Below are 23,615 nucleotides of genomic sequence, written 5' to 3'. Positions count from 1 at the left end.
CGCAGCGTCCTCCCGATCGAAAAGCAGCAGTTCGACCCTGGAGGCGTACTTGGAATAGATGCAGAAGTTCACCCCCGAGGCCGTGACGAGGGCGCCGAGATGGGCGCTGCTGCCGTTGCTGATGGTGCATGCCCCCATGGCCTGAGCCGACCTGCGGTGACTTGGTGATTCATCCTCTCCCAGGTCCATCCCCTCCATGACCGGCATCAGGTGGAGTTGGGATCAAACTGCATGCAACAGACCGCCGGGCTGGCCACCCATCCATGACGATCCATGCACTTTCGGCCGGCGACGTGGTCGTGATTCGCCATGGTGAGACCGCCTGGCGCCTCTCGGGAGAGCACACGGGCACGTCCGACATTTCGCTGACGGCGAACGGCGAGCGGGTCGCCCATGCGCTGGCACCCTGTCTCTCTGGCTCTGCCCTTCGATCTGGTGCTCTCCAGTCCGATGCAGCGGGCATGGCGCACCTGTCAACTGGCCGGTCTGGGGACCGGATGGATCGGTGATTGCCCGGGTGCGGCAGCGCGGCGAGCCGCTTGCCCCAGCCCTTGACGCCGGAAGCGACCGCCCGCCCGTGAGCACATCCACGGCTGCTGGCTGCCGGGCGCAAGCTTGATCGCGTTTCTCCACCACCCGTGGGCGGGGCGCCGCCCCGTCCCGTCCGGAAACCCCCCACAGCCGCTGCCATCGTTGCGCTGCTGCCCTCCTTGCCGTTGCTCCTTGGCGCCGGCCAGCAGTGGAACGGGTCAGCCAGCTTGCGCCAGCAGCCCCCGGTGGGCCGTGATCAGGCCCTGGAGGGAAGCTCCCGCAGATCGAGCTCAAGTTGGTGGGCTTCGATCAGCTCCATGGCGAGGAAGGCCGGGAAGCTCATGCGGCCGTTGCCGATCGCTTCTGTGGCCCCGCTGAACCTGCGCCGAATCGGCACTGGCACCGCATTGGGACTGGCTGGCTGCCGTGGCGGGAAGTTGAAGGCCTCCAGCTTCTTTTGCACCAGACGCTGCAGATACTTCGGCAGGCTGTGGGGCTCGCCATGGGCCCAGCTTTTGCCAGGGCAATCCCAGGTGCCGCAGAACTGACTCAGGATGCCGTGTTTGCCCCTCTTGTTGATCGAGACGGTTGCCACCGATGGGCTGACCGGCTGGCTCACCTGGGCCCTCCAGCTGATGCCGCTCATCGTGGATTCGTGGATCGTGATGGGTGCCATGGATGAACCAGGCGAAGGACCCCGCCGCGCACGCTGAGGAGGGCCGCCGCCAACCCTTGCGGCGCGGCGGCAGCATTTAGGTAATCCATTAACGATCTTAGTGCGTATTGTTGAGCCACTGAGGATTTTCAACAGGGTTGCAGCTAGGTCCCAGTTGGCCTAGGGTGCAAGGAGGATCAAACGGCTTTCAGGTTGCTTGAATCTCATGGTTTTTCGGGATCTCGTTCACCATTCACTGGTCTAGTCACTTGACTTTGAAGAAAAGCCTCGCTAAATCTCTGGAGAAATCACCATTGGCTTGGGTTGATCATCAGCTGTCGTATTCGTTCCTCAATACTTGATTCCAACGAGAAAGCGTTCTTAACCACAAATGACCGAGCTCATCGTAATTTTTGCAGCGGCGGCGATCGGCGGCTTGCTGGCGTCTTTGTTGAAGCAGCCCGTCATTCTAGGGTATTTGCTTGCGGGCATCATTGTTGGACCCTTTGAGCTCGGGCTGATTAGTAATTATGAGGAAGTTGAAACGATCGCCGAATTGGGCGTTACGTTTCTACTCTTCACCATTGGAGTGGAGTTCTCCTTTGCTGAACTTAATAAGGTCAAAAAGATCGCATTGGGTGGTGGCGGGCTGCAACTGGTCCTCACGATTTCTTTGACGGCTTTGGTGGCCGTGGTGGCGGGCTGGGTCACCACTGTTCCACAGGGCATTTTTCTCGGCGAGTTGGTGTCACTCTCGTCCACTGCTGTGGTGATCAAGGCCCTGGCAGAGCAGGATGAAATGGCCACGTCCCACGGACAGGTGATGCTGGGCATCTTGATTGTCCAAGATCTTGCCCTTGGCTTGATGCTTGCGATCTTGCCAGCGCTGAACAGTCCGATTGAGGAACTGGGATTTGCGACCGGGATCGCCGTGCTGAAGCTCGCACTGTTCGCCCTCGGGGCGTTCGTGGTGGGGAAATGGCTCATCCCTCCTTACCTGCAACTCCTGGCCAAGACCGAAAGCCACGAACTTTTTCTCTTAGGGGTCGTGACGCTTTGCCTGGGCATTGCGCTGCTCACAGGAAAGATTGGGCTGTCAACGGAAATGGGCGCTTTTGTGGCCGGACTGATGATTTCCGAGGTTGAGTATTCCGACCAAACCCTCGATTATGTTGAACCGATTCGAGACATCTGCGCAGCTGCATTTTTTGCAGCGATAGGAGTGTTGATCGATCCAGTTTTTCTCTGGAACAACCTGCCCCTGATCTTGGGATTAGTTACCCTTGTGTTGGTCGGTAAATCGTTGATCATCACGCCCCTGGTTGTCCTGTTTCGTTATCCCCTTAAAACAGCCATCATCGCCGGTTTAGGGTTGGCTCAGATTGGTGAATTTTCCTTTGTACTGGCAGGGCAAGGCAGCAAATTTGGATTGATTTCGGAGAATGTCTACTCGCTGATCCTTGGAACAACCGCCGTTACGTTGATCGTTACGCCCTTCGTGTTGCGATGGCTGCCTGCCCTGTTGGTCAAAGCCGAGTCTTTACCATGGTTTGCCCAGGCCGATGGCCCCCTGGAAGCATCTGAAGATTTACCATCTCTTCAGGATCATATTGTGGTCTGCGGTTACGGGAGAGTTGGCAGCAACATTGTGAAGCTGTTGCGTGAACGCGACTATCCGGTCTTGGTGATTGAACAATCAGAGCAGTACGTGCAAAAGCTGAGGGATGCCAAAATTCCATACATCTTTGGCAATGCAGCCAGTGCTCTCGTTCTGGAAAAGGCTGGGGTCAATCAGGCCAAAGGCATGGCGATCGCCCTGCCTGATCCCATGAGCATTCGTTTGTGCCTGAAGAGATCCCTGGTGCTCAACCCCGAACTAGATCTGGTGGTTCGTGCCAGTGCAGAGAAGGACATTGAACCCCTGTATCAGATGGGTGCGAAGGAAGTTGTGCAGCCAGAGTTTGAGGCAAGCCTAGAACTGTCGACACATCTTTTTTCTGGTCTGGGATTTCCCTTGGCTGCCATCCAACAAAATATCCAGCAAATTCGAGATTCTCACTACTCAACCCTGCGTCCTGAACAATCCAAGGATCAGATCTTCCGAGAGATCAAGGATGCCACACGTACAATGAAAAGCAAATTGTATTCCCTACCTCCTAATTCTGTCTTAGTAGGAAAATCCCTTGAGAAATCCCATCTACGTTCACTCTCTGGGGTGATTTTGATGGCGATTACTCGCACCAGCGGCGAGAAGATCGATTACCCCGAGTCTGACACTCTTATTCAAGAAGGGGATGCCTATTTGCTAGTAGGAGAAGTTGATGAATTGGCCGCCTTCAAGAAGCTGGCTGAAGGGGGAATCACGCAATTACCAGAGGATACTGATTCTTCCCTCTGGGTCCTCGTTTCCGAAGGCAGTGTAGTCGTAGGAAAATCCTTAGCTCAACTTGAATTTCAGAAGCGATTCGGATCCACCATTCAGGCAATCCGTCGCCAAGGAAAGTATCTTCGATTCCCGGATGGGAAGTGCGTGATCAAAGCGGGAGATAAGTTATTGGTGTTCGGCTCACTGAACGTCCTTGCTGATCTCGGTCAACAGATCGCAACCAAGGCAGACAGCGAGACGATCGTCTCCGATTGAGAGGGTAGGTGGTTTTTTCTTTCGGACCCTACGGCGAGCTCACAACTTCCGCCTGGGTCTCGATGCTTGCCGTCACGACCACTGCTCCAATGGATCGCTCTGCTTGCTTTCCACGCTCAACCTGATCTTCATCGTCTTGGCGCGCACGATGGCTATCCAGACGCTGGACACGGGCTTGGCGATCCACCTGTTCATGCCACCCCGAGTAGGCCACCGCAGCCTCGGGTTGTCGTCGCCGGTGCCAAGGCGGTAGAGCTCCCCCAGCGGTGCCGGGTGACGCCACGTTGCGAGAGACGGGCAGGCGACCCCCATCTTGTCCCCTGTATTTTTGCTGTATTACAACCAGTGAGATGTGGACGATTTCCGTGCGCCTGGATGACGGCAGCGAGGCCAGGCTCGACAGCCTGTGCCAGGCCCTCGGTCTCAGTCAGACCGAGGTGGTGAAGGCAGGCCTCCAGCTGTTGCAGCAGCAATCTGCCAGCCCTGCGGCTCTGGCCGAGCGCCTTGGCCTGATCGGCAGCTTCTCCAGCGGCGCCCCAGGGGCCGCCAGCACCAGCATCGGACGGGAGCATTCGGCCCAACTCCGCCAGAAGCTGGGCCGGCAACATCTGCAGCAACGGCTGAGCGAGCCGGAAGCAGGAGCAGCACCAGCTTTCGGGGTTCCACCATCCTCGACACGGGCCCCCTGGTGGCCTGGTTCAACCGTCGTGACCAGGACCATGACACCTGTGCCTCTTTTTTCCTGGAGCACGCCGGGGCTTTCGTTTCCACCTGGCCGGTTCTCACCGAGGTCTGCCATCTGATCCCGGCGGAAGTGGCACCGCGCTTCCTTGGGTGTGTATCGCTCGGTGGCCTGAGCTTTGCTTTTCTGGGTGGATCCGCCCTGGAATTGATGGCCAGCTGGATGCGGCAGTACGGCGATCTGCTCATGGATCTGGCCGACGCCTCGCTGCTCTGGTTGGCGCATGAGCATGGTCTGCGCCGCATAGCGACGCTTGATCGACGCGATTTCGGTGTTTACAGGTTGCCCGGCGGAGATGGGCTCGAAAATCTGCTCGAAAGCTGAGCGGGTTGATCAGCCGGCTTTCGGCGCGTTGTTCTCACCAGGGGCCACGAGGTGGCCCCTGCTTTGGTGGATCACCACGGCCAACCCCACCGTGAGCTCGATGAGCATTTTCGACTCGATCCACGAGGCCTGCTCGTTTGCCACCCGCTCGACCCGCTTGTGCCAGTAGCAGCCAGTTGCCTTCCGGATCCAAGGCTTCCATCATGGCTTTTGCTGCCCGAGTAGACACCTAGAAAAACTAGTTCATATTCTCCAAAGTTTCCACAAGTACCTTGTCGGCTTGAATGTTAATTCTTGTCAGCCCAACTCGCGGATTTTCTAAATCAATAATGATGAAAGTGATTAATGATATAGTCACACAAAAAATGATCATATAAAACAATGGTCTCTTTTCATTGACGGACATATCTTGACCAACCATGAAAGCTGAAGCCAAGGCAAGAGCAAACAATAAAACATAAACAATAACGGGTGGATGGGTGCGGGTTGCTTGCAGTCGTTCATTGGCAACATCCATCATGTCACCGGTGGAGCCTAAAACGAGGCTAATGATTCCAGGGTTTTTATCTTGCAGAACAGAGGCACTGGCAATTTCCCAGATTTGACCTTGTAACTTTACACTCTGCTGGAAATAGGAATTCGATCGTTGTCGATCGTCATAATCTTTAAATATATTGATGCGAGATTGAAGATATTCTCTGTACAGTGGCCTCAACCTAGCTTGATCATCCTTTGGGAGCAAGTCAAGGTTTTGGTAGGCACTGGCAATTGCGTTGGCCTCATTTAACACCAGCTTAACTCGATGCTCGTAACGGGATAATGTTCCTGTAAACGTGAAAGCCAAAAGCAAGCCTAAAATGCCAAAGATAGAGCTCTCAACCGCACCAAATCCTTCAACCTTTTTTTCTGGATCCTTACTCAATCTGCGCCTTCCAACCCTAAATCCAGATTCAATGCTTCCAGCCATACCCAAGCCGAGCAAAGCTGCTGATATGAAAGATACAGCTAGAAACTCCATGATCTACCAAAGACGATGCTGTTTGGACATTATTCTACCAGCCATGGCCATGCTTTGCTTGGCACATCATCATGGAGATCCAGGGAATCTTGCAGAGCTCTTTGTGGGTGTTGATGCAGTTGGCCAAAACCGATTGAATGCCCATGGGATGAAGGTTCGTCGCATCCTCACCACCTGCTCTATTCAAGTGTTGTCGCCTCTTCTTTCTGAACGCCAGGTGCTGCTGGGTCATGATCATGGCGTCGATCAAGAGTGGCCATTCAGATTGACATGACATGGCGGACGAATCCGCCCAACCGCCGGACCGTGGCTCGGATGTGCCAGGTGCTGGGGACCCTCATCGTTCCCACGTCCATGGAGCTGCTTTTGGCGTTGTAGGGCCGGAGGATTGTCTGCGCCCTTCGGCGGGTCAATCTGGATCGACACCGACTGCTGCTGTGGCTGACAACCATCTGGCTGGCTGGTGGATCTGCTGCCGAACCACTCAGGGCCCAGTGATCCCGATGGAGGCCACCAGGAGCAGGTAACAAACCAGGTTGGTGGTGTTCATCATTGGCTGCAGACGGTTCCGCCCATCATGGTGAACACAGCGTTGTTCCTAGGCCTGCTCGGCCCGTTCCCAGGGAAAGTGGGGCAGCCGGTAGAGGGCCTCCCTCTGGGCATCGCACCAGGTTTCGATCATCTCCGAAAGTTCGGGTGCGTCGGCCTCCAGCTTCAAGTGGTGGGAAATCGCCAGGCTGCCGGCGGGGATCATCACCAGTTCGAACGGTGGACCGACGGTGAGATTGGAGCGCTGGGTGAGCACTTCTGAGACCAGGCAGAGCCGGGCGGCATCATCGAGGGAGAGGTTGGTGTTGCCCACATTATCGAGCGGAGGTTTGCCGTATTTGCTCTCACCGATCTGCAGATAGGGCGTTTCGCGCGTGGCCCTGATGGCATTGCCCTGGGAGTAGATGAGATAGAGCCCATGGGCTTCGCTGCCGATCTGCCCACCGAGGATGAAGGAAGCTCCGCCACTCGCCCCAGCCTCCCGCAGGGCCTCTTCGTTTTCTTTCTGAACGGCCACGCTGACGCGGCCGACATAAGCCGCTGCTTCAAAAAGATAATCGCAGTGGCGCAGATCCTTGCCCGCCTCTTCCTCAAGATCAGCAACCCGGTCAAGATCGCGGCTGATCCAACTGATCACGGCCTGGGTTGTAGCCAGGCTTCCGGCTGCGAGCAACACGAACAGCCGATCAGGCCCAGGCTGGAAGACATGCATTTTGCTGTAGCTGGAGATGTAGTCCACACCCGCGTTGGTGCGTGAATCGGAGGCAAGCACCAGCCCCTGCTCCAGCCAGTAACCGATGCAATAGGTCATCTCTTCTCGTGCCAAGATCAACAGTCAATTTCAATCTATTCCCGCGCCTTGACCCCAAACGGGTCTTCTGGTGTCCGGTAACACATCCACTTGGTCCGAAGGGAACTGGGCAAGATCATGACTCGATCGTGCGGGAAAGAGTGTGTTGGGAGCAAGGGGAAAGTTGGGAACCCTCACTCTGAAGGATGCCCCTTCTCTTCCGTGCGTGAGATGAAGCAGTTCGCTGAAGAGGCCCTCCATCCTTCCAGCGTCGATGGGATATGAGCCCCATCCATGGACCCCGTTTCTGATGAGAGTTGATGGGGTGGTCATGGCGCTGGCTTCAGGCGCAGCCTGCTCGCATCAGCCTCAGCAGCTGGCTGCTCTCCAGTTCGAGCACCCGGCGGGCGAATTCCGGATCCAGCTCCAGCACAGCATCGAAGGCATCCACCGGCACCGCCAGCAACCGGGTGCCGTCCTCTTCGGCCACGATCGTGCTCTCCGAGCTGCTGTGGCTGAGCACCTCGAGCTCATCAAGCACCCCCCCGGGCCGCAGCTCCTCCTGCCGCTCTCCCTCGCCATCCCGATGCTGAACCAGGGCCTTGCCTTCGATCAACAGCAGCAGCTCGCGGCAGGTGTCGCCCGCTTCGGTGATCAAGTCGCCCCGGCTGAAGCGGCGTACCTCCGCCTTGGAAGCCAGGGCATCGAGGGTGCCTGCACTGGTACGGCGAAAGAAATCACTGGTGGCCAGGTGCACCCGCTTCTCCAGCTCCGGGAACATGCTCAGGTCCGGCGGTGATTCCATGGCCTCCAGAACGGTGGCGGTCTGGCGGAACAGCCCCGGAGCGCCAACGCCGACCAGCTCGGTCGCCAGACCCAGCGCCTGCTTGCGATCGAGGCAGGCGGTCAGGAACAGGGCAGCGGCCGCCAGCGTGGGGTTGGGATCTTTTGCGAGGGTCGCCAGGAAGGCCAGGGTGTCGGCAACGGGCATCTCCAGGGAACAGGAGGGGGCCGCGGTGCCGGGACGGCCCAGGGCCTCGCGCACGCCGGGCGACAGGCGCCGGTCCCAGCCGCCGCGCTGCAGCAAGTCCGACAGGGCCAGGGGCGAGAGGCCCTGGAGCTGCTGCACCAGGGCCTCAACGGCCGGATCCTCCTGCAGGGTGGCCAGGCAATCCAGGATTGCCGCTACACTCAGCTCGATGCCGTGCAGGAGCCGGTCGTCGACCAGGGCCAGCACGACGGGCTGGTGGCGCAGGGCCGGCTGGTGCAGGGCCCGGTAGCCGGCGATGTGGGCGGGCAGCCTGGCCAGGAGCAGCTCCGCCCGGCGAGCCGCCGCGGCCGTGGCGGAGAGATCCTCCAGCACCATCTCCTCTTCGCCGCTGCTGATGCCGTACTCCCGGCGCAACGTCCCCAGGGCAGCCCCTGCAGTGCTGTCGGTACCGAGGCGCTGCAGCAGCTGCAGCCGCTCCAACGACTTGCGATAGCCGCTCAGGCGGATCTGATCTTCGAGGCTGCGGCGGTTTTCGGGATCGAGCAGGTCGGGGTCCTCCACTCCGAGCTCCTCCTGCAGCCGACGGTGCTCGTCGTCGCTGATGCCCAGGGCCATCCGCATCTGCTGGAGCACCGCCAGGCTGCTGGCGGCGTTGACGAAGCCCTCTTCCAGGGCCTCCCGCACCACCCCCTTGTAGGCCTCCAACCGTTTCTGGCCTGAGAAGCCCGGCAGCACCTTGGCCAGCACGTAGACCTCCTCGGTGCCCAGATCGGCCAGGGAGCGGCCATCGAGGTAGCGGCCCACGTCCAGATCCAGCCGGGCCAGCTGCTTGCGAAACCGCTCCGCCATGTTCTCGCGGCCATACAGCGCCGGCGAGCGCCCCCAGGAGCGGTAGAGCCACAGCGTGCTGACAGCCACCAGGATCGCGTCGAAGAAATACTGCACCCAGGCGGGCGCCAAGAGCAGCAGCGGCCGGCCGGCAAACAGAAAGAAGAAGTTGAACACCAGGAAGGTGGCCACCACGAACACCCGGTGACGGATCCGGTCGCGATCGGGCTCGCCGCCGCGGCGACGCACCTGCTTGCGCAGCCCCGACTCGATCGCCCGGCCGCCCAGCACCCCCAGCCAGGTGCACAGCCCCAGCACCAGGGGCACGGCCACCAGCCGGGGCAGATTGATCGCCTGGCCAAACAGGAACAACCCCGGCCGCAGCAGTTGGGCGAGCTGGTCGGTCTGCCGCAGCCAGATCCCGGAGAAGTAGTAATCCCAGTTGCCGGCGTAGAGGTAGTAATAGAGGAAGTAGCCCACCACCAGCCCCACGTAGCCGTAGCGCTCAAAGGCGAAGGCGGGGGTCGGCAGCTTCGCCCAGTACAACCGCTCGGCGTCGATGTCGAGGCAGGGCTGCTGACAGGCCACGCAGGCACTCTGCTCGCTGCCGTCGCTCAGCACGGTGCGGCACATCGACTGGGTGATCGGCGTGGCGGCCATGTGGGCCTTGCTGCCCAGCAGGCCGGCGGGGGTGGAAAAGATGCTCTGCACCGGCGCCATCGGGCAGAAGTACTGACACCAGCTCTTGCCGCCGTAGAGCCAGCCCACGCCGATGGCGGCGGCGATGGTGAACGCCAGCCAGGAAAACAGCACCAGCCGGTCGGCGTTGAAGAACAGAATCCGGCCGCAAAGACCCACGAACAGCCAGCCGAACTGCAGCCGGGAGTAGTGCTTGCCCAGCCAGGAGTCGGCGGGCAGCTTGGCGAGCTGGAGGCGCTTCTCGCCGGTCTTGGTGTTCACCCGTGCGATCTGGCGCTGCAGGCCCAGGGCACGGGGGATCTGGGAGAGGAACGAGAGGGGGCAGATCCGCCGCCACAGCTCATGCCCGAAGACCAGCAGCACGAAGATCCCCGAAGGCACCACCAGCCCCCAGAAGAGGGTGGTGCCCAGGGGATAGGGGGCTTCGGCCAGGCAGGTGTCCTGCAGCGGTACGCACCCCTGGGGGATGCGCAGGGGGCTCCAGGGGTGGTCCGCCTCGGTGAACCGCGGGGTGAACGGGTCGTAGAGAAGCGAAAGAATGATCAGAAGCCAGCCGGTGGCGAGCCCCCAGCGCACCAGATGCATCCGCCGTTCCGTCACCTGGAGTTCTTCCTGGGGTGGTCCGCCGCTCCAGACCTTAGCGATGGCTCTCGGCTACCGACGGACCCTGGGTGGCCTCAGCCCTCAGCCGTGCCTCCAGCGGCGGCTGATCGCTGAATGACCTGGTGAGAAAACGCACCTAGGCGAGTGGGTGGAGACCGCGGCAGATGCAGGAACCTGCTGCCGGCTGATCGAGGCCAGACTCACAGAGGCATGAGTCGGCCGTCACCTCGTGTCCCCCTGACCTCGAAGGAGGGCTGGCTGAGCGACGGCCGCCAGGTGCTGCGCTTCCGCCCGACCCGCTGGGAGCGCACCTACCAGCGGCTGGAGATCACCAGCGGCGCATTGCCCGGCGATGAGTTGATCCCGCGATGTCAACCTTGTCATGCATGACGTCATGGTGATCTGCTGAAGGGGGTACGGCGTCAGATCGGCGACACCCCTGACCGGCAAGGTTCCTGTGTTGGGCTTGGCTCAGCTCGGAAGGTAGAGACGTCCCTCGCTCGCGTCGTACTCGAACAGCTCGCCGTAGCGACCCCAGTCCACCGCCGTGGCGAGCTGGCGTTCCGCCTCCTCAAGGGGGAAGTAGTCATCCCAGATCCCCATGAAAAAGTCAGAGCGCATGGCGCCGTTGGTCTTCTCCCTGAGGGTGTGCACGATGGAGTTCAACACCGGGATGTGCTCCATGGCCTGCTGGCGGAAGAGGTCCTTGCTGCGCAGGATGGTGGTGGTGGCGAAGTCCCGGCCGATCGGGGTGAGACGGACATCGCCGTTGGCCACCTGGGCGAAGCCGAGCATCGCGGCGGCATCCAGCAAGGGCAGGAGATCGTCCACGGAGAGCTGGAGGCGCTCCGCGAGCACGGGAATGTCGTCGATCTCCTCCCCCTTCTCGACGATCAACTCCAGCAGGCCGCTGATCCCCCCGACCCGCACATGGGGTAGCGGCCGCGCAAAGGGAGAAACTTTGGATCGCGCCGCTGACGGTTCGGGGCCACCCCCATCGATCACACCGCTGACCTCGATGTCCGGATTGGTCATGGCCCCATAGATGTAATCCACCAGGACCTTGAAACGGGGATGGCTGCGGTCATGGGGACGGGGCAGGTTGATGGGAAGCTCACCGCGGATCCTGCCGGGCTTGGACCCAAGGATGACCACCCGGTCGGCGAGATAGACCGCCTCCTCGATGTTGTGGGTGACGATCAGGATGCTCTTGGAGGGGAACATGCCGGCGTTCCAGAGGTCGTCGATTTCACCCCGAAGGTTCTCGGCGGTGAGCACATCGAGGGCGCTGAAGGGTTCGTCCATGAACAGCACCTCAGGTTCCAGAACGAAGGCGCGGGCGAAACCCACCCGCTGCTTCATCCCGCCGGAGAGCTCCTTGGGGTAGGCACTCTCGAAGCCATCGAGGCCGACGATGTCGATCGCATTAAGGGCGCGCTCCCGGCGCTCGCTCCGCTCCACATGGCGGGCGGCCAGCCCCAGTTCCACGTTGTCCTGCACCGTGAGCCAGGGCAGCAGCGCGAAGCTCTGAAACACCATGGCCAGATTGGGGTTCGCCCCCCGCAGCGGTTCACCGTTGCTTTCGACGGCCCCCTGGCTCGGCCGGATCAGGCCCGACATGATCCGCAGCAGGGTGCTCTTGCCGCTGCCGCTGCGCCCCAGCAGGGCCACCACCTCACCGGGCTGCACCGTGAGGCTGACCCCATCGAGCACGGTGAACTCCCCCTTGCCATCGGGCAGTGGGAAGTGCTTCGAGACGTTGTTGACGCTGATCAGGGACAGGGGGGGCTGGCTCATAGCTGGTACTTGCGTTCGGCCAGGTCGTAGAGGGGTCTCCAGAGCAGCCGGTTGATGCTGACGACGAACACGCTCATCATTCCGATCCCCAGGGCGATGCGGGGCCAGTCTCCTTCGCTGGTGGCCTGGGCGATGTAGGCCCCGAGGCCGTTGGCCGTGAGGGTGGTGCCGCCCCAGCTCACCACCTCGGAGACGATGCTGGCGTTCCAGGCCCCGCCGCTGGCGGTCACCCCGCCGGTGACCCAGGCGGAGAAGATGCCGGGGATGACAAGCTTCCGCCAGCGCTGAACGCCGCTGAGGCCCATGTCATCGGCCATCTCCCGCAGGTCGGAGGGAATCGTCTGGGCGCCGGCGATCGAGTTGAACAGGATGTACCACTGGGCCCCGAGAGCCATCAGCAGGATGGAGCCCCAGTCGATGCTCACGTGGGTGCGGATGAAGAAGACGGTGGCGAAGGGGAAGATGAAGTTGGCCGGGAAGGAGGCCAGGAGCTGAACCAGCGGCTGCAGCAACCGGGCCAGGCGTGGGTTGAAGCCGATCGCCACACCGATCGGCGTCCAGATCAAGGTGGCCAGCAGCAGCAGCACCGTGACCCGCAGCAGGGTGAAGATCCCGAGGCGGAAGGCGGTGGCCACCTCCGTGACCCCGACGGTGACGAGCACGAAGTGCACCAGCCATGTGAGCACCGCCCCGATGCCCAGCAGCAGCAACAGGTTGTAGAGCCGATCGCCCCCTGGCGGCTCCGTCTCCGCGGGGTCGTCACCCACCCGCCCCAGCAGAGCTGACATCAGCCGATCGAGTGCTTCGATGGCCGGCGTGAGGGACTGGGCGAGAAGGCTGGGGATGCGGGCCGAGGTGAGGAGGTCATACACCCATGACTGGGGTGCATCACCGGAGCTGCTCTGCTCCAGGCGGAATTTGTCGGACCAGGCCACCAGGGGGCGCCAGAAGAGCTGGTCGACCAGCAGGATCACGACCACCATCATGCCGATGGCCCAGCCGAGGGCAGCGAGATCCTGGGCGGCCACGGCCGCCGCCACGTAGGAGCCGATGCCGGGCAGGGTGTAGTCCTGGTTGAGGACGCTGATCGCTTCGCTGGCCGCCACGAAGAACCAGCCACCGCCGAAACTCATCATGGCGTTCCAGAGCAGCGGGATCGCCGCCGACGGCACTTCGAGCCGGGTGAAGCGCTGCCAACGGGAGAGCCGGTAGAGGGTGGTGGCTTCGATCAGCTCCTTCGGCACCGTGCGCAGCGATTGGTAGAAGGAGAAGGTCATGTTCCAGACCTGGCTCGTGAAGATCGCGAAGATCGACGCCGCCTCCAGGCCCAGGAGGCTGCCGGGGAACAGGGCGATGAAGCCGGTCACGGTGATCGAGAGAAATCCCAGCACCGGCACCGATTGGAGGATGTCGAGCAGGGGCACCAGCAGGCGCTCGGCACGGCGGTTGTGGGCCGCGATCGAGCCGTAGATCAGGGTGAAGAGGGTGGAGAACCCCAGCGCGATGAACATGCGCAGGGTGGAGCGTCCGGCGTACTCGGGGAGGTTGCGGGGATCGAGGGAGATGCTTGGACTGACGTCCGGCGGCCGGAAGCTGACCATGGCTCCCGAGCCGACATGGGCGATCAGCCCGAGAAGGGTCAGCACACCGAGAATCACCGCCAGATCGGGCAAGCCGAAGGAGGCACGCCGCAACGCTTCCGGCAGCGGCAATGGCTTCATGCTGATTCGGCCCCTGCGGAGCGAAGTTTAGGGGCCCGATCCGTCGCGCCGAAGACAGTCAGCTGAGGTTGACTCCTGGGCCCAAGGGCCTCTACGCCAACGGCACGACCTTTCAGTTGCCCCCTCCCGGTTCCCCATGGCCTTTGCCTCCCCGCGCTCCTACATGCTGCTCTCGGTGGCGGCTGCAGTGGCCACGATCGGGCTGAAGACGGCGGCCTGGAAGCTCACCGGTTCGGTGGGGCTGCTCTCCGATGCGATGGAATCCGGGGTGAATCTGGTGGCGGCATTTGGCGCCTTCTGGGCTCTCACCCTGGCCGCCAAACCGGCTGATCGGAGCCACCACTACGGCCATTTCAAGGCCGAATACTTCTCCAGCGGCCTGGAGAGCGTGCTGATCGTGGTGGCAGCCCTGGCGATCATCTCTGCCGCCGTGGGCAGGTTGCAGCAGCCCCAGCCCCTGGAGCAACTGGGAATCGGTCTGGCCCTCTCCCTGCTGGCCACGGCCCTCAACGCCCTGGTGGCCTGGATCCTGCTGAAGGCTTCCCGCCGCTTCCACTCGATCACCCTGCGGGCCGACGCCCACCATCTGCTCACCGATGTCTGGACCTCATTCGGCGTGGTGCTGGGCATTGGCCTGGTCAAGGTCACCGGGCTGACGATCCTCGACCCCTTGATCGCCATCGCAGTGGCGCTGAATATCGTCGTCACCGGCTGGAAACTACTCCACGAAACGGCCTCCGGCTTGCTAGATCGTTCGTTGCCCGAGGACGAGCAAGGGAGGCTGGAGGCCCTGCTTGCCTCCCATGAAACGGAAGACATCCGCTTCCATGCCCTGCGCACCCGGGTGGCTGGGTCACGCCGGTTCGTGGCCTTCCATGTGCTGGTGCCGGGCCGTTGGACGGTGCAGGCCGGCCATGACCTCTGCGATCAGCTGGAGCGCGAGATCGCCGGGGCCCTCCCCCGCACCCATGTGCTCACCCACCTGGAGCCGATCGAGGATCCAAAGGCCTGGGATGACCAGGGATTCCGCTGGGAGGAAGGTTGAGCCGTTGCAGGCCTGCTTTCTTCACCCGATCCCTACTTCCGCCATCACGCCGGAGTGAATTGCATCCCCCTGCTAACCTGCCAGCTAAAAAATGGCCTTCTAGCCCACGGGGAGCACCTCACCAGCTGCTGCACGGGCTGGACCGAGGACATGGCCCGCCAGCGGGGCTGGGCGCCGCAAGGGGTTTGAGAGCTGCTGCCGGCCGTCGGCCGCCGCTGACCCCCAAGGAGGGTTGGCTCAGCGATGGCCGCCAGGTGCTGCGCTTTCGCCCCACCCGCTGGGAGCGTGAAGTGCACCAGCTGGAGATCACCACCGGTGAGTTGCTGCCCGATCAGGAGATCCCGCTGCTCAAACGACGGGAGGAGCTGAGCAGGAAGGAAGCCCTCAAGCTCTGGGACGAGAAGCGCAAGGCGGGCTGGACGCCCTGCAGCCCCCAGTGGTGATCACCACCACCGGCCAAACCGATTGATTCCCACCAAGCTGAGCTCAGACGCGAGTTCTTCTGCTCGCTCGGCAAGGGGGTGGAGAGTGCGGCAGATGCAGAAGCCTGCTGCCGGCTGATCGAGGCCAGGCTCCGAAAGGCATGAGCCGGGCCAGCGGCTTGGTCCCCTCTCCCTTCGGATTCCCTTTTCCCCAGGGGGGCTGGCTTAGAGATGGCCGCCAGGGAGCCCTCAAGCTCAGGTGGAAGGGCGCCGCAGGTCTGGCAGGCCAGGCCGTTGAACTGGTGAGGCTGGCTGCTCCAAGCAGGAAGGGGAAGCGGCGAAAGCGCCGCCTTGTCACAAGGCTTTACATGCTGTTACAATTCACGAAACACTCTGAAACAACCATGGCTGATTCAACCTCACGCTTCGGCTTTGTCGCTTTTGCCGAAACCTGGAATGGCCGTATGGCCATGCTCGGCTTTGTGATCGGCGTTGCCACCGAGCTGCTCACCGGTCAGGGCATCCTTTCCCAGATCGGACTCGGCTGATCGCCATGAGCACCGATTACACCGCAGCCATCACCGTCGTCATCGCCCTTGTGGTTGGTCTGACCGGCATGGTGACCTACCTGCTCAGCCGTCCCAGCGACCTGCCCCAGCGGACCCGATGATCGCCACCTTCAGCATCGTTCTGATCGGGGCCTGGGTTGCAGGGGCACTGCTCCAGCCAGATCTCTCGGACTAACCCTTCCTCCTACCCAAAGCATCAATGACCTTCTCCCCAGCCAACCAAGAAGCCTTCCAGGAAAGCGACGATCAGCAGGTCCTCCTTGATCAGCTCAAGCGGGCTGAGCTCATCAATGGCCGCGCAGCCATGATCGGCATCGTGATCGGCCTCCTCACGGAAGCCATCACCGGTTCAGGTATTGCTCACCAGATCGGCCTTGGCCCCTTGGTGGACGGCTACACCGCCTGCCGCACCCAGTTCCTGCCCTTCTGCTTCTGACCCGCAGGATCAAATCGCGAATCACGTCAAACCCTGGGCACTGCCTGGGGTTTTTTTGCACGATCCGGCAGCGCCTGCCAGCCCCGCCGGAGCTGATCGAGACAGAAGCCGGCAGTGCAGTCCTTCGATCCAGCCCTCTCAACCAGATCCACGCCAACATCGGCAACTTGAGCGGGCCAGCTCTGTGAGGCACTCCGGCCCAAGGGCACACAACGTTTTGGGGTCGACGACGAAGTGGCGAGGCATCGTTGCGTGCCGATGGGATGGGCTGGGCCCGCAGCGCAGACTCTGCCCAGGATCGCCACTGCGGCACCGTCAGATCCAACCTTGGTGGCCGACCGTGGCATGTCCCCGGTTGGCGTCGCGGGATGGGTATGGTCGCGGCCATGGGCCCGGTGCAGATCGTCTGGTTCAAGCGGGATCTGCGGGCGGTGGATCACCAGCCGCTTCTAAGGGCCAGTCGCCATGGAGCGGTACTCCCCCTAGTTGTGGTGGAGCCCGAGCTGTGGCAGCAGAGCGATGCCTCGGCGCGCCAGTGGGCCTTCTGCGCCGAGAGTTTGGAGGAGCTGCGCCAGGCCCTGGCGGCGCTGGGCCAGCCGCTGGTGGTGCGGGTCGGCACGGCGGTGGAGGTGCTGGAGCGGGCCCGCCGCCAGTTCGGCATCGGGGGCCTGTGGAGCCATGAAGAAACCGGCAACGGCTGGACCTACGCCCGCGACCGATGCGTGGCCCGCTGGGCCCAGAGCAACGGCATCGCCTGGATCGAGATCCCCCAGACCGGCGTGATCCGGCGCCTGCGCAGCCGCAGCGGCTGGGCGCGCCGCTGGGAAGGGCGCATGGCCGAGCCGCTCGCGCCGCCCCCGCAGGCCCTGCAGCCGCTGAGGAGCCTTGATCCCGGTGCTATTCCCGCCGCCGCTGAGCTCGGGTTGGCGGCTGACCCCTGCCCGGGCCGGCAGCTCGGGGGGCGGCAGGAAGGACTGGCCGTTCTGGAGAGCTTTCTCAACGAGCGGGGGGCCTGCTACCACCGGGAGCTGTCCAGCCCGCGCACCGCCTTCGCCAGCTGTTCTCGCCTTTCGACCCACCTGGCCTGGGGCACCCTGTCGCTGCGGGAGGTGGTGCAGCGCAGCCGCCGGCGCCAGGGGGAGCTGAAGGCCCTGCCCGCCGCGGAGCGTGGTCAGTGGTTGCGGGCGCTGCGGGGCTTCGAGTCGCGGCTGCACTGGCACTGCCACTTCATCCAGAAGCTCGAAAGCCAGCCGGATCTCGAGTTCCGCGAGCTCCATCCGCTCACCGCCGGCCTGCGCAGCAGCGACCCGGCGCGGCTGGCGGCTTGGGCCGAGGGTCGCACCGGGCTGCCGTTCGTGGATGCCTGCATGCGGGCCCTGATCGCCACCGGCTGGATCAACTTCCGGATGCGGGCGATGTTGATGTCGGTGGCCAGCTACCAGCTGTGGCTTCCCTGGCGCGAAAGCGGGCTGCAGCTGGCGCGTCTGTTCATCGACTACGAGCCCGGCATCCACTGGAGCCAGTGCCAGATGCAGTCAGGCACCACGGGCATCAACACGATCCGCATCTACAACCCGATCAAACAGGGCCAGGACCACGACCCAGGAGGCACCTTCATCCGCCAGTGGGTGCCGGAACTGGTTGCCGTGCCGGCGGTCCACCTCCATGAGCCGTGGACGATGGCGGTGGCCACCCAGCAGCGCGTCGGCTGCGTGCTGGGTGTGGATTACCCGCTGCCGATCGTGGAGACCGTCGCCGCCGCCCGCCAGGCCCGCGAGAGGATCTGGGCCCGGCGGCAGGAGCTGGGCTTTGGTGAGCTGGCCGACGCCATCCAGCGCAAGCACGGTTCCCGACGCTCTGGCCTGGCAGCCAGTGCTGGGAAACGGCGGCGTCGATCCGTGTCCGGAGCTTCAGCTACAACCGATCAGCAGCTGGATCTGGATCTGGCCTGACACCCCAGCGGACGTTTCAGGTGAGGTAAGGGTCCAGGAAGCTCAGTGGCCTGGCCATGGTCGCCGAGAAACCAAGGATTCCGGGGTCCCGGTAGCTGTAGAGCAGGGTGTCGTCGTCCTCCAGCAGGAAGGTGCCGCCGCGCTGGGTGAGGAAGTCGTTGCGGGGCACGTAGGTGCGCCAGTGGCCCAGCACCTCGCCCATGTTGCGCAGCCGCACCGTGGCCAACTCGAAGGGTCGCTGGAAGCCTGTTCCACCGGCCCGGGCAAAGAACGACCCCTTGATCGGCGGCAGGGGACCTGCCTGGATCGTTTCATCGTCGGCGATGCGCTGGGGAGCGCTGCGATCGCCGGTGTAGCCGCGCAACACCTCGGCCAGGGTGCCGGGGGAACCAATGCCCGCGCACATCAGCAGCAGATTCGGCCAGGGCCCGCCGACCTGCTGCAATCCCTCGTAGAGCCCCAGGGCCCGATGCAAATGCGGTTCGGCGTCCACCAGGAGTCGTTCGAGCGGAAAGCCGGTGAAGGCGCAGAACCGCTGCCGGCCGGCCCCATCACCGATCCCGATCGCCAGCACGGCGATGCCGGCGGCCTCCAGCTGCGGCCATGCCGCCACTAGGGCCTGGGCGTATTCGAGGCTGTCGAAATCCCCAAGGTGGGGGAACAGAAGCACCAGGCGACGGTGGCCCTTCCCCATTCCCTCCAGCTTCGCCAGCTGCTCCAGAAGCAAGGCTGCTGCCTGGGGTCGGGGCTCACGTCCTGTTGGGTTGGCCACAGGCAGGGGGTTGGTCACAGGGAGGGGTTGCTCATAGCTGGAACCATCGTCGCCCGTGCCAGGAACGCCTCTGCGGCGGTGTTCAACCTCTCCCGCCGGGCAGGATCGATCCGTTCCAGCAGCTTCACCATCATCGAGAGGCGGGGATTGGCTTGACAGAACCGCTGGTTCCGGTCGATGAAGCGCCAATAGAGGCCGTCCCAGATCTCACACCAGGGCCCCTTCTTGAAATCCCCCATCTTGAGGATGTAGTTGGAGCCGCAGATGTAGGGCTTGGTGGCAAAGAGGCCCCCATCGCTCATCAGGCCCATGCCGTAGACGTTTGGCCCCATCACCCACTCGTAGGAGTCGAGGTAGAGCTCCATGAACCAGCGGTGCACTTCCCTGGGGTGGATCTCGCAGAGCAGCATCAGGTTGCTGATCACCATCAACCGCTCGATGTGGTGGTTGTAGGCGAGGCGGTTCACGCGGCCGATCGCCGCATCCAGGGGGGGCAGGCCGGTGCGGCCCTCCCACCAGCAGGGGGCCAGCCGCCGCTGGTGGTTCCAGAAATTGCTGCCGGCCTGGCGTTCGCCATAGACGCGATCGATGCCGCGCACGAACTCACGCCAGCCGATCAGCTGGCGCAGGAACCCCTCCAGCGAGGCGATCGGCAGCGGCTTGCCTGCCGCTTCCCGCCTTTGCGCGTGGGCAAGGGTGGCCTCGATCACCTCGGCGGGGGTGAGCAGGCCGATGTTGAGCAGGGGCGAGAGCAGGGAATGGTGAAGGGTGGCGTGGCGCTCACTCAGTGCGTCCTCGAAAGGCCCGAAATCATCGAGCCGCTCCCTGAGAAACCGCTCCAACCAGACCTGGGCCCCGGCGTGATCAAAGGGAATCCAGAGATCGCCGCGCTCACCGGGGTGATCCGCGAAGTGGGCGGCGATCAGCGCCCGCACCGCAGGCTCGAGGGGGCTGGCCGCCACGGCCGGCAACGGGGGCTCCCCATAGCCCTTCGGCAGCCGCTTGCGGTTGTCGGCATCGAAGCTCCACTGGCCGCCGCTGGGGGAGCCATCGGGCTCCAGCAACAGCCTCAGGCGCCGCCGTTGCCGCTGGTAGAAGGTGGCCATCCGGGGGCGGCGCTGCCTGTTGAACCAGGTCCCGCTCTCGGCGACGGGTTCCAGAAAGGCGGGCGAAGGCAAGACCGTCAGGGGCACCCCGTGCTCCCGGCAGAACGCCTGCAGCCGCTGCTCGAATCCCCGATCGGCGATCTCAGCCACCTGCAGATGGGGGCCATCTCCAGGCTCAGCGGTCAGCTCGGCCGCCAGCCTTTGCCAGAACGGCACCACCAGGGAGGCCTCCAGCTCGTGATAGCTCACGGCGATGCCCTGATCGCGGAGCGCCTCACGGAAGCTGCGCATGGCCACGAAGGTGTGCAGCAGGCGCAGCCGGTGGTAGCGGTAGGCGGTCGCCACCGCCAGGTCCTCGATCATCAGCACCCGGCTGCCGGCGGCGAGCTGGAGCGGCGAGGGGCTGAACCAGTCGCGGTGCAGCTGGTCGCTGAGGATCAGGGTCAGGGCCATGGGGTTACGGCGATCAGGACCATCGCTGGCGGTGGAGATTTTCGGGGTCGTACAGCCGCAGTTGCCGCTCCAGCTCAAAGCGCCGCGGCGGGCCGCCGAAGCTACGGGGATCGGAGCCCACCCCGGCCAGATAGGCCCAGTTGCCCGTGTTTACCGCCGGGTGGGCATCGATCAGGGCCCATTCGAAGAAGCGGGCGCCCCAGGTCCAGGGCAGCCGCAGCTCATTGACGAAGTGGGAGGCCACCCACTGGCGACCCCGGTTGGAGAGGTAGCCGGTGGCGAGGAGTTCGTTCAGCTGGGCATCGATCAGGGGGTGGCCACTGTCGGCACGGGTCCAGCGCCGGAAATGCTCCCGGTCGGCGTCCCACTCGGGAGCTCGTCCCTGAATGCCGCCCGGGGTGTGGAAGGTCGCGCCGTGGCGCTGCTCCGACCAGAGGAAGAACTCGCGCCAGAGCAGTTCCTGCTTCATCCACTCGGAGCCCTCGTCGGCGCCATGGAGGGACTGGTACTGCAGCACCTCCTGCCAGATCCGCCGCACCGAAAGGGAACCGATAGCCAGGAAGGGAGAGAACTTCGAGGAGAATTCCGTGCCCACCAGTCCATTGCGGCTGGCCTTGTAGCTCCGCAGACCATCGGAGCCGAACAGATAGTGCTGCAGACGGGCCAGGGCGCTGGGCTCATCCCCGCTGAAGGGGAAGGCGCTGCGGGGATCGCAACAGTGAGAGTCCGATGGTGGGCATGGTCCCGGCGGCTGGAGCCAGGCCTGGGGCCAGTTCTCCTGGGCATCTCCCAGGCCAGTGAGATCGGCCGGGGGCAGCGGGGGCTCCGGAGATCGCCTCAAGCCACGGCGGAACTCCGAGAACACCCGCGGAAAGGTTTCGGCCGCGAGCGGCCAGTCGGAGAAGAGCCGGCTCTCCCGGCCATGCAGCACCGCAGCAGGACGCACCAGGCAGCTGATCGCATCAAGTGCCTGCGCGGTGGTGCTCTGGGGGAACCGGAGCAGCGGGATCGCCGCTGCCGCCAGACGGGTCTGCAAGGAGCCCAGGGCCTCCGCCTCCAGGCGGCTTTGCTGGGGCCCCCGCAGCCGCTGCCCGTCAGGCCTGCAGGCCAGCACGATCAGGCGGCCATCGCGCTGGCGGGCCAGGGCCACGGCGGCGTGGAAGGAGGGCTGGTCATCGAGGCGCCGTTGACCTTCCAGGGCCACTGCGATGGTGAAGCCACCTGCCATGACGGATTGCTGCGGATCCAGGTCGGAATGATTGCGGACCTTAAGGATTCCTCTAGGTTTTGAGTCTGCAGGAGCGTCCCGTGGCCCAATCTGTCGCACTTCTGGCCGCCACAGGCCTGGCTGGTCTGGCTCTGGTGAGCCTGACGATGACCTTGCTGATCTGAGCAGCTGGATGGGCCCACGGCTACGCGGTGCCGGCTGTGATCCGACAGCCTGGGAATCACTCCAGATGACGTTGGTTGCCCCTCGATCCCGCCACCCTTCGGCCGCTGCCGCGCACGCCAGCGCTGAGCGGAGTGCTCGAGACCCTTGCCTTCTTTCGGGATCCTGATTTCGCCCGCTCGCGCTTCGAGCGCTACGGCGATGTGTATGAAACCAGCCTGCTGGGGCAACGGACCGTGTTCATTCGCGGCGGCCAGGCGATCGGCGACCTGTTCGCCCAGGGCGATGCCGTCCAGGGCTGGTGGCCCGACAGTGTGCGACAGCTGCTGGGGCCCCTGTCGTTGGCGAACCGCAACGGTGCCGATCACAAGGCCCGCCGTCGGGTGGTGGGCCAGCTGTTCGCCTCCGCTGCCCTCAAGCGCTACAGCCCTGCCATCGTGGTGCTGGTCGATGGGCTCAGCCAGGAGTTGCTCGGCTTAGAAGCGCCCGTGGCCCTCGTGCCAAAGCTGCGGCGCTTTGCCTTCAGCGTGATCGCCAGCACGGTGCTGGGGCTTGACCCCGTCGATCGCGATGCGCTGTTCGTGGACTTCGAAACCTGGTGCCAGGGCCTCTTCTCCCTTCCCTTCGCCTTGCCCGGCAGCCCCTTCGCCCGTGCCCGCCAGGCCCGCCAACGCCTGTTGCTGCGCCTGGGCTCCGTGCTGAACAAAGCCCAGGCCGCCGCTGTCGCCGGAGTGCCCCTCGCCGCCGGTGGCCTGGATCTGCTGGCCGGCGGCCTTGATGAAGCCGGTCTCCCCCTGGGCGACGACGACGTGGCGGAGCAACTGCTGCTGCTGCTCTTCGCCGGCTACGAAACCACCGCCTCTGCCCTGAGCTGCCTGCTGCTGACGTTGCTGCAGCACCCAGCCGAGCTGGCCTGGCTGCAGGAGGAACTCGACACCCTGCGGTGGCCCCCGCCACCGGGGGAGGCTTTGGCCGCCTACGACGCCCTCCGCGCCCCGCGTCTCGATGCGGTGGTGAAAGAAGTGATGCGGCTGACCCCGCCGGTGGGGGGCTTCTTCCGCCGCACCCGGGAGCCCATTGCCCTGGCGGGTGTGCTGGTGCCAGCCGATCGGGTGGTGCAGGTGAGCATCGCCGCCAGCCAGCGCCATGGGGCCGATCCGGAGGATCTGGCGGTCTTCCGGCCGCAACGGCATTTGGTCGGTGACGCCACGGCCACCTTGCTGCCGTTCGGAGGCGGTGAGCGCGTGTGCCTGGGCAAGGCGCTGGCCGAGCTGGAAATCCGGCTGCTGACGGTGGGGCTGCTCAAACGGCTGACGTTGGAGCTGGAGCCGGATCAGGACCTGACGCTCAGGGTCATTCCCAGCCCCTCGCCGAAGGATGGCCTGCTGGTGCGCCCCTGTTCCAGAGCCAGCGTTGCCGATCCCGTTGGGGTGGAGTGAGCCATGGCCGTCGCTGTGCTGAGTGAACAGGACCGCTGGAAGCAGGATCGCTCCGATGACGCGGTGTTCTATGGCGAGCCCCGCTTCGTGCACCACCTCGATGGGGCCTTTCGCGCCCGGCTCACGGCGCTCTACCAGGAGA

20 protein-coding genes are annotated in these 23,615 nt (G+C 63.5%); 11 read left to right on the top strand and 9 right to left on the bottom strand.

Features of this window, described 5'->3' with window-relative positions:
• Positions 1 to 263 precede the first annotated feature (263 nt).
• A complete protein-coding gene (locus tag KBY66_RS15960; RefSeq protein ID WP_399225642.1) occupies positions 264 to 509 on the top strand; it encodes a histidine phosphatase family protein in 246 nt (81 codons plus the stop codon).
• A 278-nt stretch (positions 510 to 787) separates the two neighbouring features.
• Here the strand turns inward: KBY66_RS15960 and KBY66_RS14555 are convergent, their stop codons facing one another.
• The gene (locus KBY66_RS14555) at positions 788 to 1,207 is read right to left on the bottom strand and encodes a hypothetical protein (protein WP_255090334.1); all 420 of its coding nucleotides are present in this window, start codon (positions 1,205 to 1,207) and stop codon (positions 788 to 790) included.
• A gap of 370 nt (positions 1,208 to 1,577) precedes the next feature.
• Between KBY66_RS14555 and KBY66_RS14550 the strand changes: the two genes are divergently transcribed.
• Complete coding sequence (locus KBY66_RS14550; protein WP_255090333.1) at positions 1,578 to 3,827, top strand: cation:proton antiporter; 2,250 nt, start codon at positions 1,578 to 1,580, stop codon at positions 3,825 to 3,827.
• Positions 3,828 to 4,494: 667 nt separating this feature from the next.
• Positions 4,495 to 4,893 (top strand): type II toxin-antitoxin system VapC family toxin, encoded by a 399-nt coding sequence (locus tag KBY66_RS14545; protein WP_255090336.1) that lies wholly within the window; start codon positions 4,495 to 4,497, stop codon positions 4,891 to 4,893.
• Between the two features lie 238 nt (positions 4,894 to 5,131).
• On the opposite strand, the gene KBY66_RS14540 is transcribed toward KBY66_RS14545, so the two are convergent.
• Complete coding sequence (locus tag KBY66_RS14540; protein ID WP_255090332.1) at positions 5,132 to 5,911, bottom strand: hypothetical protein; 780 nt, start codon at positions 5,909 to 5,911, stop codon at positions 5,132 to 5,134.
• A 43-nt stretch (positions 5,912 to 5,954) separates the two neighbouring features.
• Here KBY66_RS14540 and KBY66_RS14535 point away from each other — a divergent pair, with 43 nt between their 5' ends.
• On the top strand, positions 5,955 to 6,185 hold the full coding sequence (locus KBY66_RS14535) for a hypothetical protein (protein ID WP_255090331.1): 231 nt from the start codon (positions 5,955 to 5,957) through the stop codon (positions 6,183 to 6,185).
• A 324-nt stretch (positions 6,186 to 6,509) separates the two neighbouring features.
• Here the strand turns inward: KBY66_RS14535 and KBY66_RS14530 are convergent, their stop codons facing one another.
• Together KBY66_RS14530 and KBY66_RS14525 are read right to left on the bottom strand one after the other, a co-directional pair.
• Positions 6,510 to 7,271: a 20S proteasome subunit A/B gene (locus KBY66_RS14530; RefSeq protein WP_255090330.1), complete on the bottom strand. Its 762-nt coding sequence runs from the start codon at positions 7,269 to 7,271 to the stop codon at positions 6,510 to 6,512.
• 322 nt (positions 7,272 to 7,593) lie between these two features.
• Positions 7,594 to 10,368, bottom strand: coding sequence for a cyclic nucleotide-binding domain-containing protein (locus KBY66_RS14525; RefSeq protein WP_255090329.1), 2,775 nt, complete (start codon positions 10,366 to 10,368; stop codon positions 7,594 to 7,596).
• Between the two features lie 213 nt (positions 10,369 to 10,581).
• Between KBY66_RS14525 and KBY66_RS14520 the strand changes: the two genes are divergently transcribed.
• The gene (locus KBY66_RS14520; RefSeq protein ID WP_255090328.1) at positions 10,582 to 10,761 is read left to right on the top strand and encodes a hypothetical protein; all 180 of its coding nucleotides are present in this window, start codon (positions 10,582 to 10,584) and stop codon (positions 10,759 to 10,761) included.
• A gap of 81 nt (positions 10,762 to 10,842) precedes the next feature.
• Here the strand turns inward: KBY66_RS14520 and KBY66_RS14515 are convergent, their stop codons facing one another.
• Together KBY66_RS14515 and KBY66_RS14510 are read right to left on the bottom strand one after the other, a co-directional pair.
• Positions 10,843 to 12,168 (bottom strand): nitrate/sulfonate/bicarbonate ABC transporter ATP-binding protein, encoded by a 1,326-nt coding sequence (locus KBY66_RS14515; protein WP_255090327.1) that lies wholly within the window; start codon positions 12,166 to 12,168, stop codon positions 10,843 to 10,845.
• Positions 12,165 to 13,889, bottom strand: a complete 1,725-nt coding sequence (locus KBY66_RS14510; protein ID WP_255090326.1) for an ABC transporter permease — start codon at positions 13,887 to 13,889, stop codon at positions 12,165 to 12,167. Before KBY66_RS14510 ends, KBY66_RS14515 begins: the two co-directional genes overlap by 4 nt.
• A 136-nt stretch (positions 13,890 to 14,025) precedes the next feature.
• Here KBY66_RS14510 and KBY66_RS14505 point away from each other — a divergent pair, with 136 nt between their 5' ends.
• The 5 genes from KBY66_RS14505 to KBY66_RS14485 all read left to right on the top strand — a co-directional run bounded on the left by KBY66_RS14505 (position 14,026) and on the right by KBY66_RS14485 (position 18,313).
• Positions 14,026 to 14,934 carry a cation diffusion facilitator family transporter gene (locus tag KBY66_RS14505; RefSeq protein ID WP_255090325.1) on the top strand — a complete coding sequence of 303 codons (909 nt, stop codon included), beginning with the start codon at positions 14,026 to 14,028 and terminating at the stop codon, positions 14,932 to 14,934.
• A 185-nt stretch (positions 14,935 to 15,119) separates the two neighbouring features.
• On the top strand, positions 15,120 to 15,377 hold the full coding sequence (locus KBY66_RS14500; protein WP_255090324.1) for a DUF1651 domain-containing protein: 258 nt from the start codon (positions 15,120 to 15,122) through the stop codon (positions 15,375 to 15,377).
• Between the two features lie 383 nt (positions 15,378 to 15,760).
• Positions 15,761 to 15,904 carry a chlorophyll a/b-binding protein gene (locus KBY66_RS14495; protein ID WP_255090323.1) on the top strand — a complete coding sequence of 48 codons (144 nt, stop codon included), beginning with the start codon at positions 15,761 to 15,763 and terminating at the stop codon, positions 15,902 to 15,904.
• A 220-nt stretch (positions 15,905 to 16,124) separates the two neighbouring features.
• Positions 16,125 to 16,361 (top strand): chlorophyll a/b-binding protein, encoded by a 237-nt coding sequence (locus KBY66_RS14490; protein WP_255090322.1) that lies wholly within the window; start codon positions 16,125 to 16,127, stop codon positions 16,359 to 16,361.
• Positions 16,362 to 16,747: 386 nt separating this feature from the next.
• Positions 16,748 to 18,313 carry an FAD-binding domain-containing protein gene (locus KBY66_RS14485; protein WP_255090321.1) on the top strand — a complete coding sequence of 522 codons (1,566 nt, stop codon included), beginning with the start codon at positions 16,748 to 16,750 and terminating at the stop codon, positions 18,311 to 18,313.
• A 16-nt stretch (positions 18,314 to 18,329) separates the two neighbouring features.
• Here KBY66_RS14485 and KBY66_RS14480 read toward each other — a convergent pair whose 3' ends face one another.
• The 3 genes from KBY66_RS14480 to KBY66_RS14470 form a co-directional block, all read right to left on the bottom strand.
• Positions 18,330 to 19,007, bottom strand: coding sequence for an AhpC/TSA family protein (locus KBY66_RS14480; protein WP_255090335.1), 678 nt, complete (start codon positions 19,005 to 19,007; stop codon positions 18,330 to 18,332).
• 92 nt (positions 19,008 to 19,099) lie between these two features.
• Positions 19,100 to 20,644: a cryptochrome/photolyase family protein gene (locus KBY66_RS14475; protein ID WP_255090320.1), complete on the bottom strand. Its 1,545-nt coding sequence runs from the start codon at positions 20,642 to 20,644 to the stop codon at positions 19,100 to 19,102.
• Positions 20,645 to 20,657: 13 nt separating this feature from the next.
• Complete coding sequence (locus KBY66_RS14470; protein WP_255090319.1) at positions 20,658 to 21,872, bottom strand: FAD-binding domain-containing protein; 1,215 nt, start codon at positions 21,870 to 21,872, stop codon at positions 20,658 to 20,660.
• Positions 21,873 to 22,111: 239 nt separating this feature from the next.
• Here KBY66_RS14470 and KBY66_RS14465 point away from each other — a divergent pair, with 239 nt between their 5' ends.
• Positions 22,112 to 23,473: a cytochrome P450 gene (locus tag KBY66_RS14465; RefSeq protein ID WP_255090318.1), complete on the top strand. Its 1,362-nt coding sequence runs from the start codon at positions 22,112 to 22,114 to the stop codon at positions 23,471 to 23,473.
• Positions 23,474 to 23,615: the final 142 nt, after the last annotated feature.

This window comes from Synechococcus sp. Tobar12-5m-g (genome assembly GCF_024345415.1).
Classification (GTDB): domain Bacteria; phylum Cyanobacteriota; class Cyanobacteriia; order PCC-6307; family Cyanobiaceae; genus Regnicoccus.
This window is presented reverse-complemented; position numbering and strand designations above follow the sequence as displayed.

Excerpts from the sequence above, each read along its gene's own strand:
- KBY66_RS15960 (WP_399225642.1), top strand. The coding sequence starts at position 264 with ATGACGATCCATGCACTTTCGGCCGGCGACGTGGTCGTGATTCGCCAT.
- KBY66_RS14555 (WP_255090334.1), bottom strand. The coding sequence starts at position 1,207 with ATGGCACCCATCACGATCCACGAATCCACGATGAGCGGCATCAGCTGG.
- KBY66_RS14550 (WP_255090333.1), top strand. The coding sequence starts at position 1,578 with ATGACCGAGCTCATCGTAATTTTTGCAGCGGCGGCGATCGGCGGCTTG.
- KBY66_RS14540 (WP_255090332.1), bottom strand. The coding sequence starts at position 5,911 with ATGGAGTTTCTAGCTGTATCTTTCATATCAGCAGCTTTGCTCGGCTTG.
- KBY66_RS14535 (WP_255090331.1), top strand. The coding sequence starts at position 5,955 with ATGGCCATGCTTTGCTTGGCACATCATCATGGAGATCCAGGGAATCTT.
- KBY66_RS14530 (WP_255090330.1), bottom strand. The coding sequence starts at position 7,271 with ATGACCTATTGCATCGGTTACTGGCTGGAGCAGGGGCTGGTGCTTGCC.
- KBY66_RS14520 (WP_255090328.1), top strand. The coding sequence starts at position 10,582 with ATGAGTCGGCCGTCACCTCGTGTCCCCCTGACCTCGAAGGAGGGCTGG.
- KBY66_RS14515 (WP_255090327.1), bottom strand. The coding sequence starts at position 12,168 with ATGAGCCAGCCCCCCCTGTCCCTGATCAGCGTCAACAACGTCTCGAAG.
- KBY66_RS14510 (WP_255090326.1), bottom strand. The coding sequence starts at position 13,889 with ATGAAGCCATTGCCGCTGCCGGAAGCGTTGCGGCGTGCCTCCTTCGGC.
- KBY66_RS14505 (WP_255090325.1), top strand. The coding sequence starts at position 14,026 with ATGGCCTTTGCCTCCCCGCGCTCCTACATGCTGCTCTCGGTGGCGGCT.
- KBY66_RS14495 (WP_255090323.1), top strand. The coding sequence starts at position 15,761 with ATGGCTGATTCAACCTCACGCTTCGGCTTTGTCGCTTTTGCCGAAACC.
- KBY66_RS14490 (WP_255090322.1), top strand. The coding sequence starts at position 16,125 with ATGACCTTCTCCCCAGCCAACCAAGAAGCCTTCCAGGAAAGCGACGAT.
- KBY66_RS14485 (WP_255090321.1), top strand. The coding sequence starts at position 16,748 with ATGGGCCCGGTGCAGATCGTCTGGTTCAAGCGGGATCTGCGGGCGGTG.
- KBY66_RS14480 (WP_255090335.1), bottom strand. The coding sequence starts at position 19,007 with ATGGGGAAGGGCCACCGTCGCCTGGTGCTTCTGTTCCCCCACCTTGGG.
- KBY66_RS14475 (WP_255090320.1), bottom strand. The coding sequence starts at position 20,644 with ATGGCCCTGACCCTGATCCTCAGCGACCAGCTGCACCGCGACTGGTTC.
- KBY66_RS14470 (WP_255090319.1), bottom strand. The coding sequence starts at position 21,872 with ATGGCAGGTGGCTTCACCATCGCAGTGGCCCTGGAAGGTCAACGGCGC.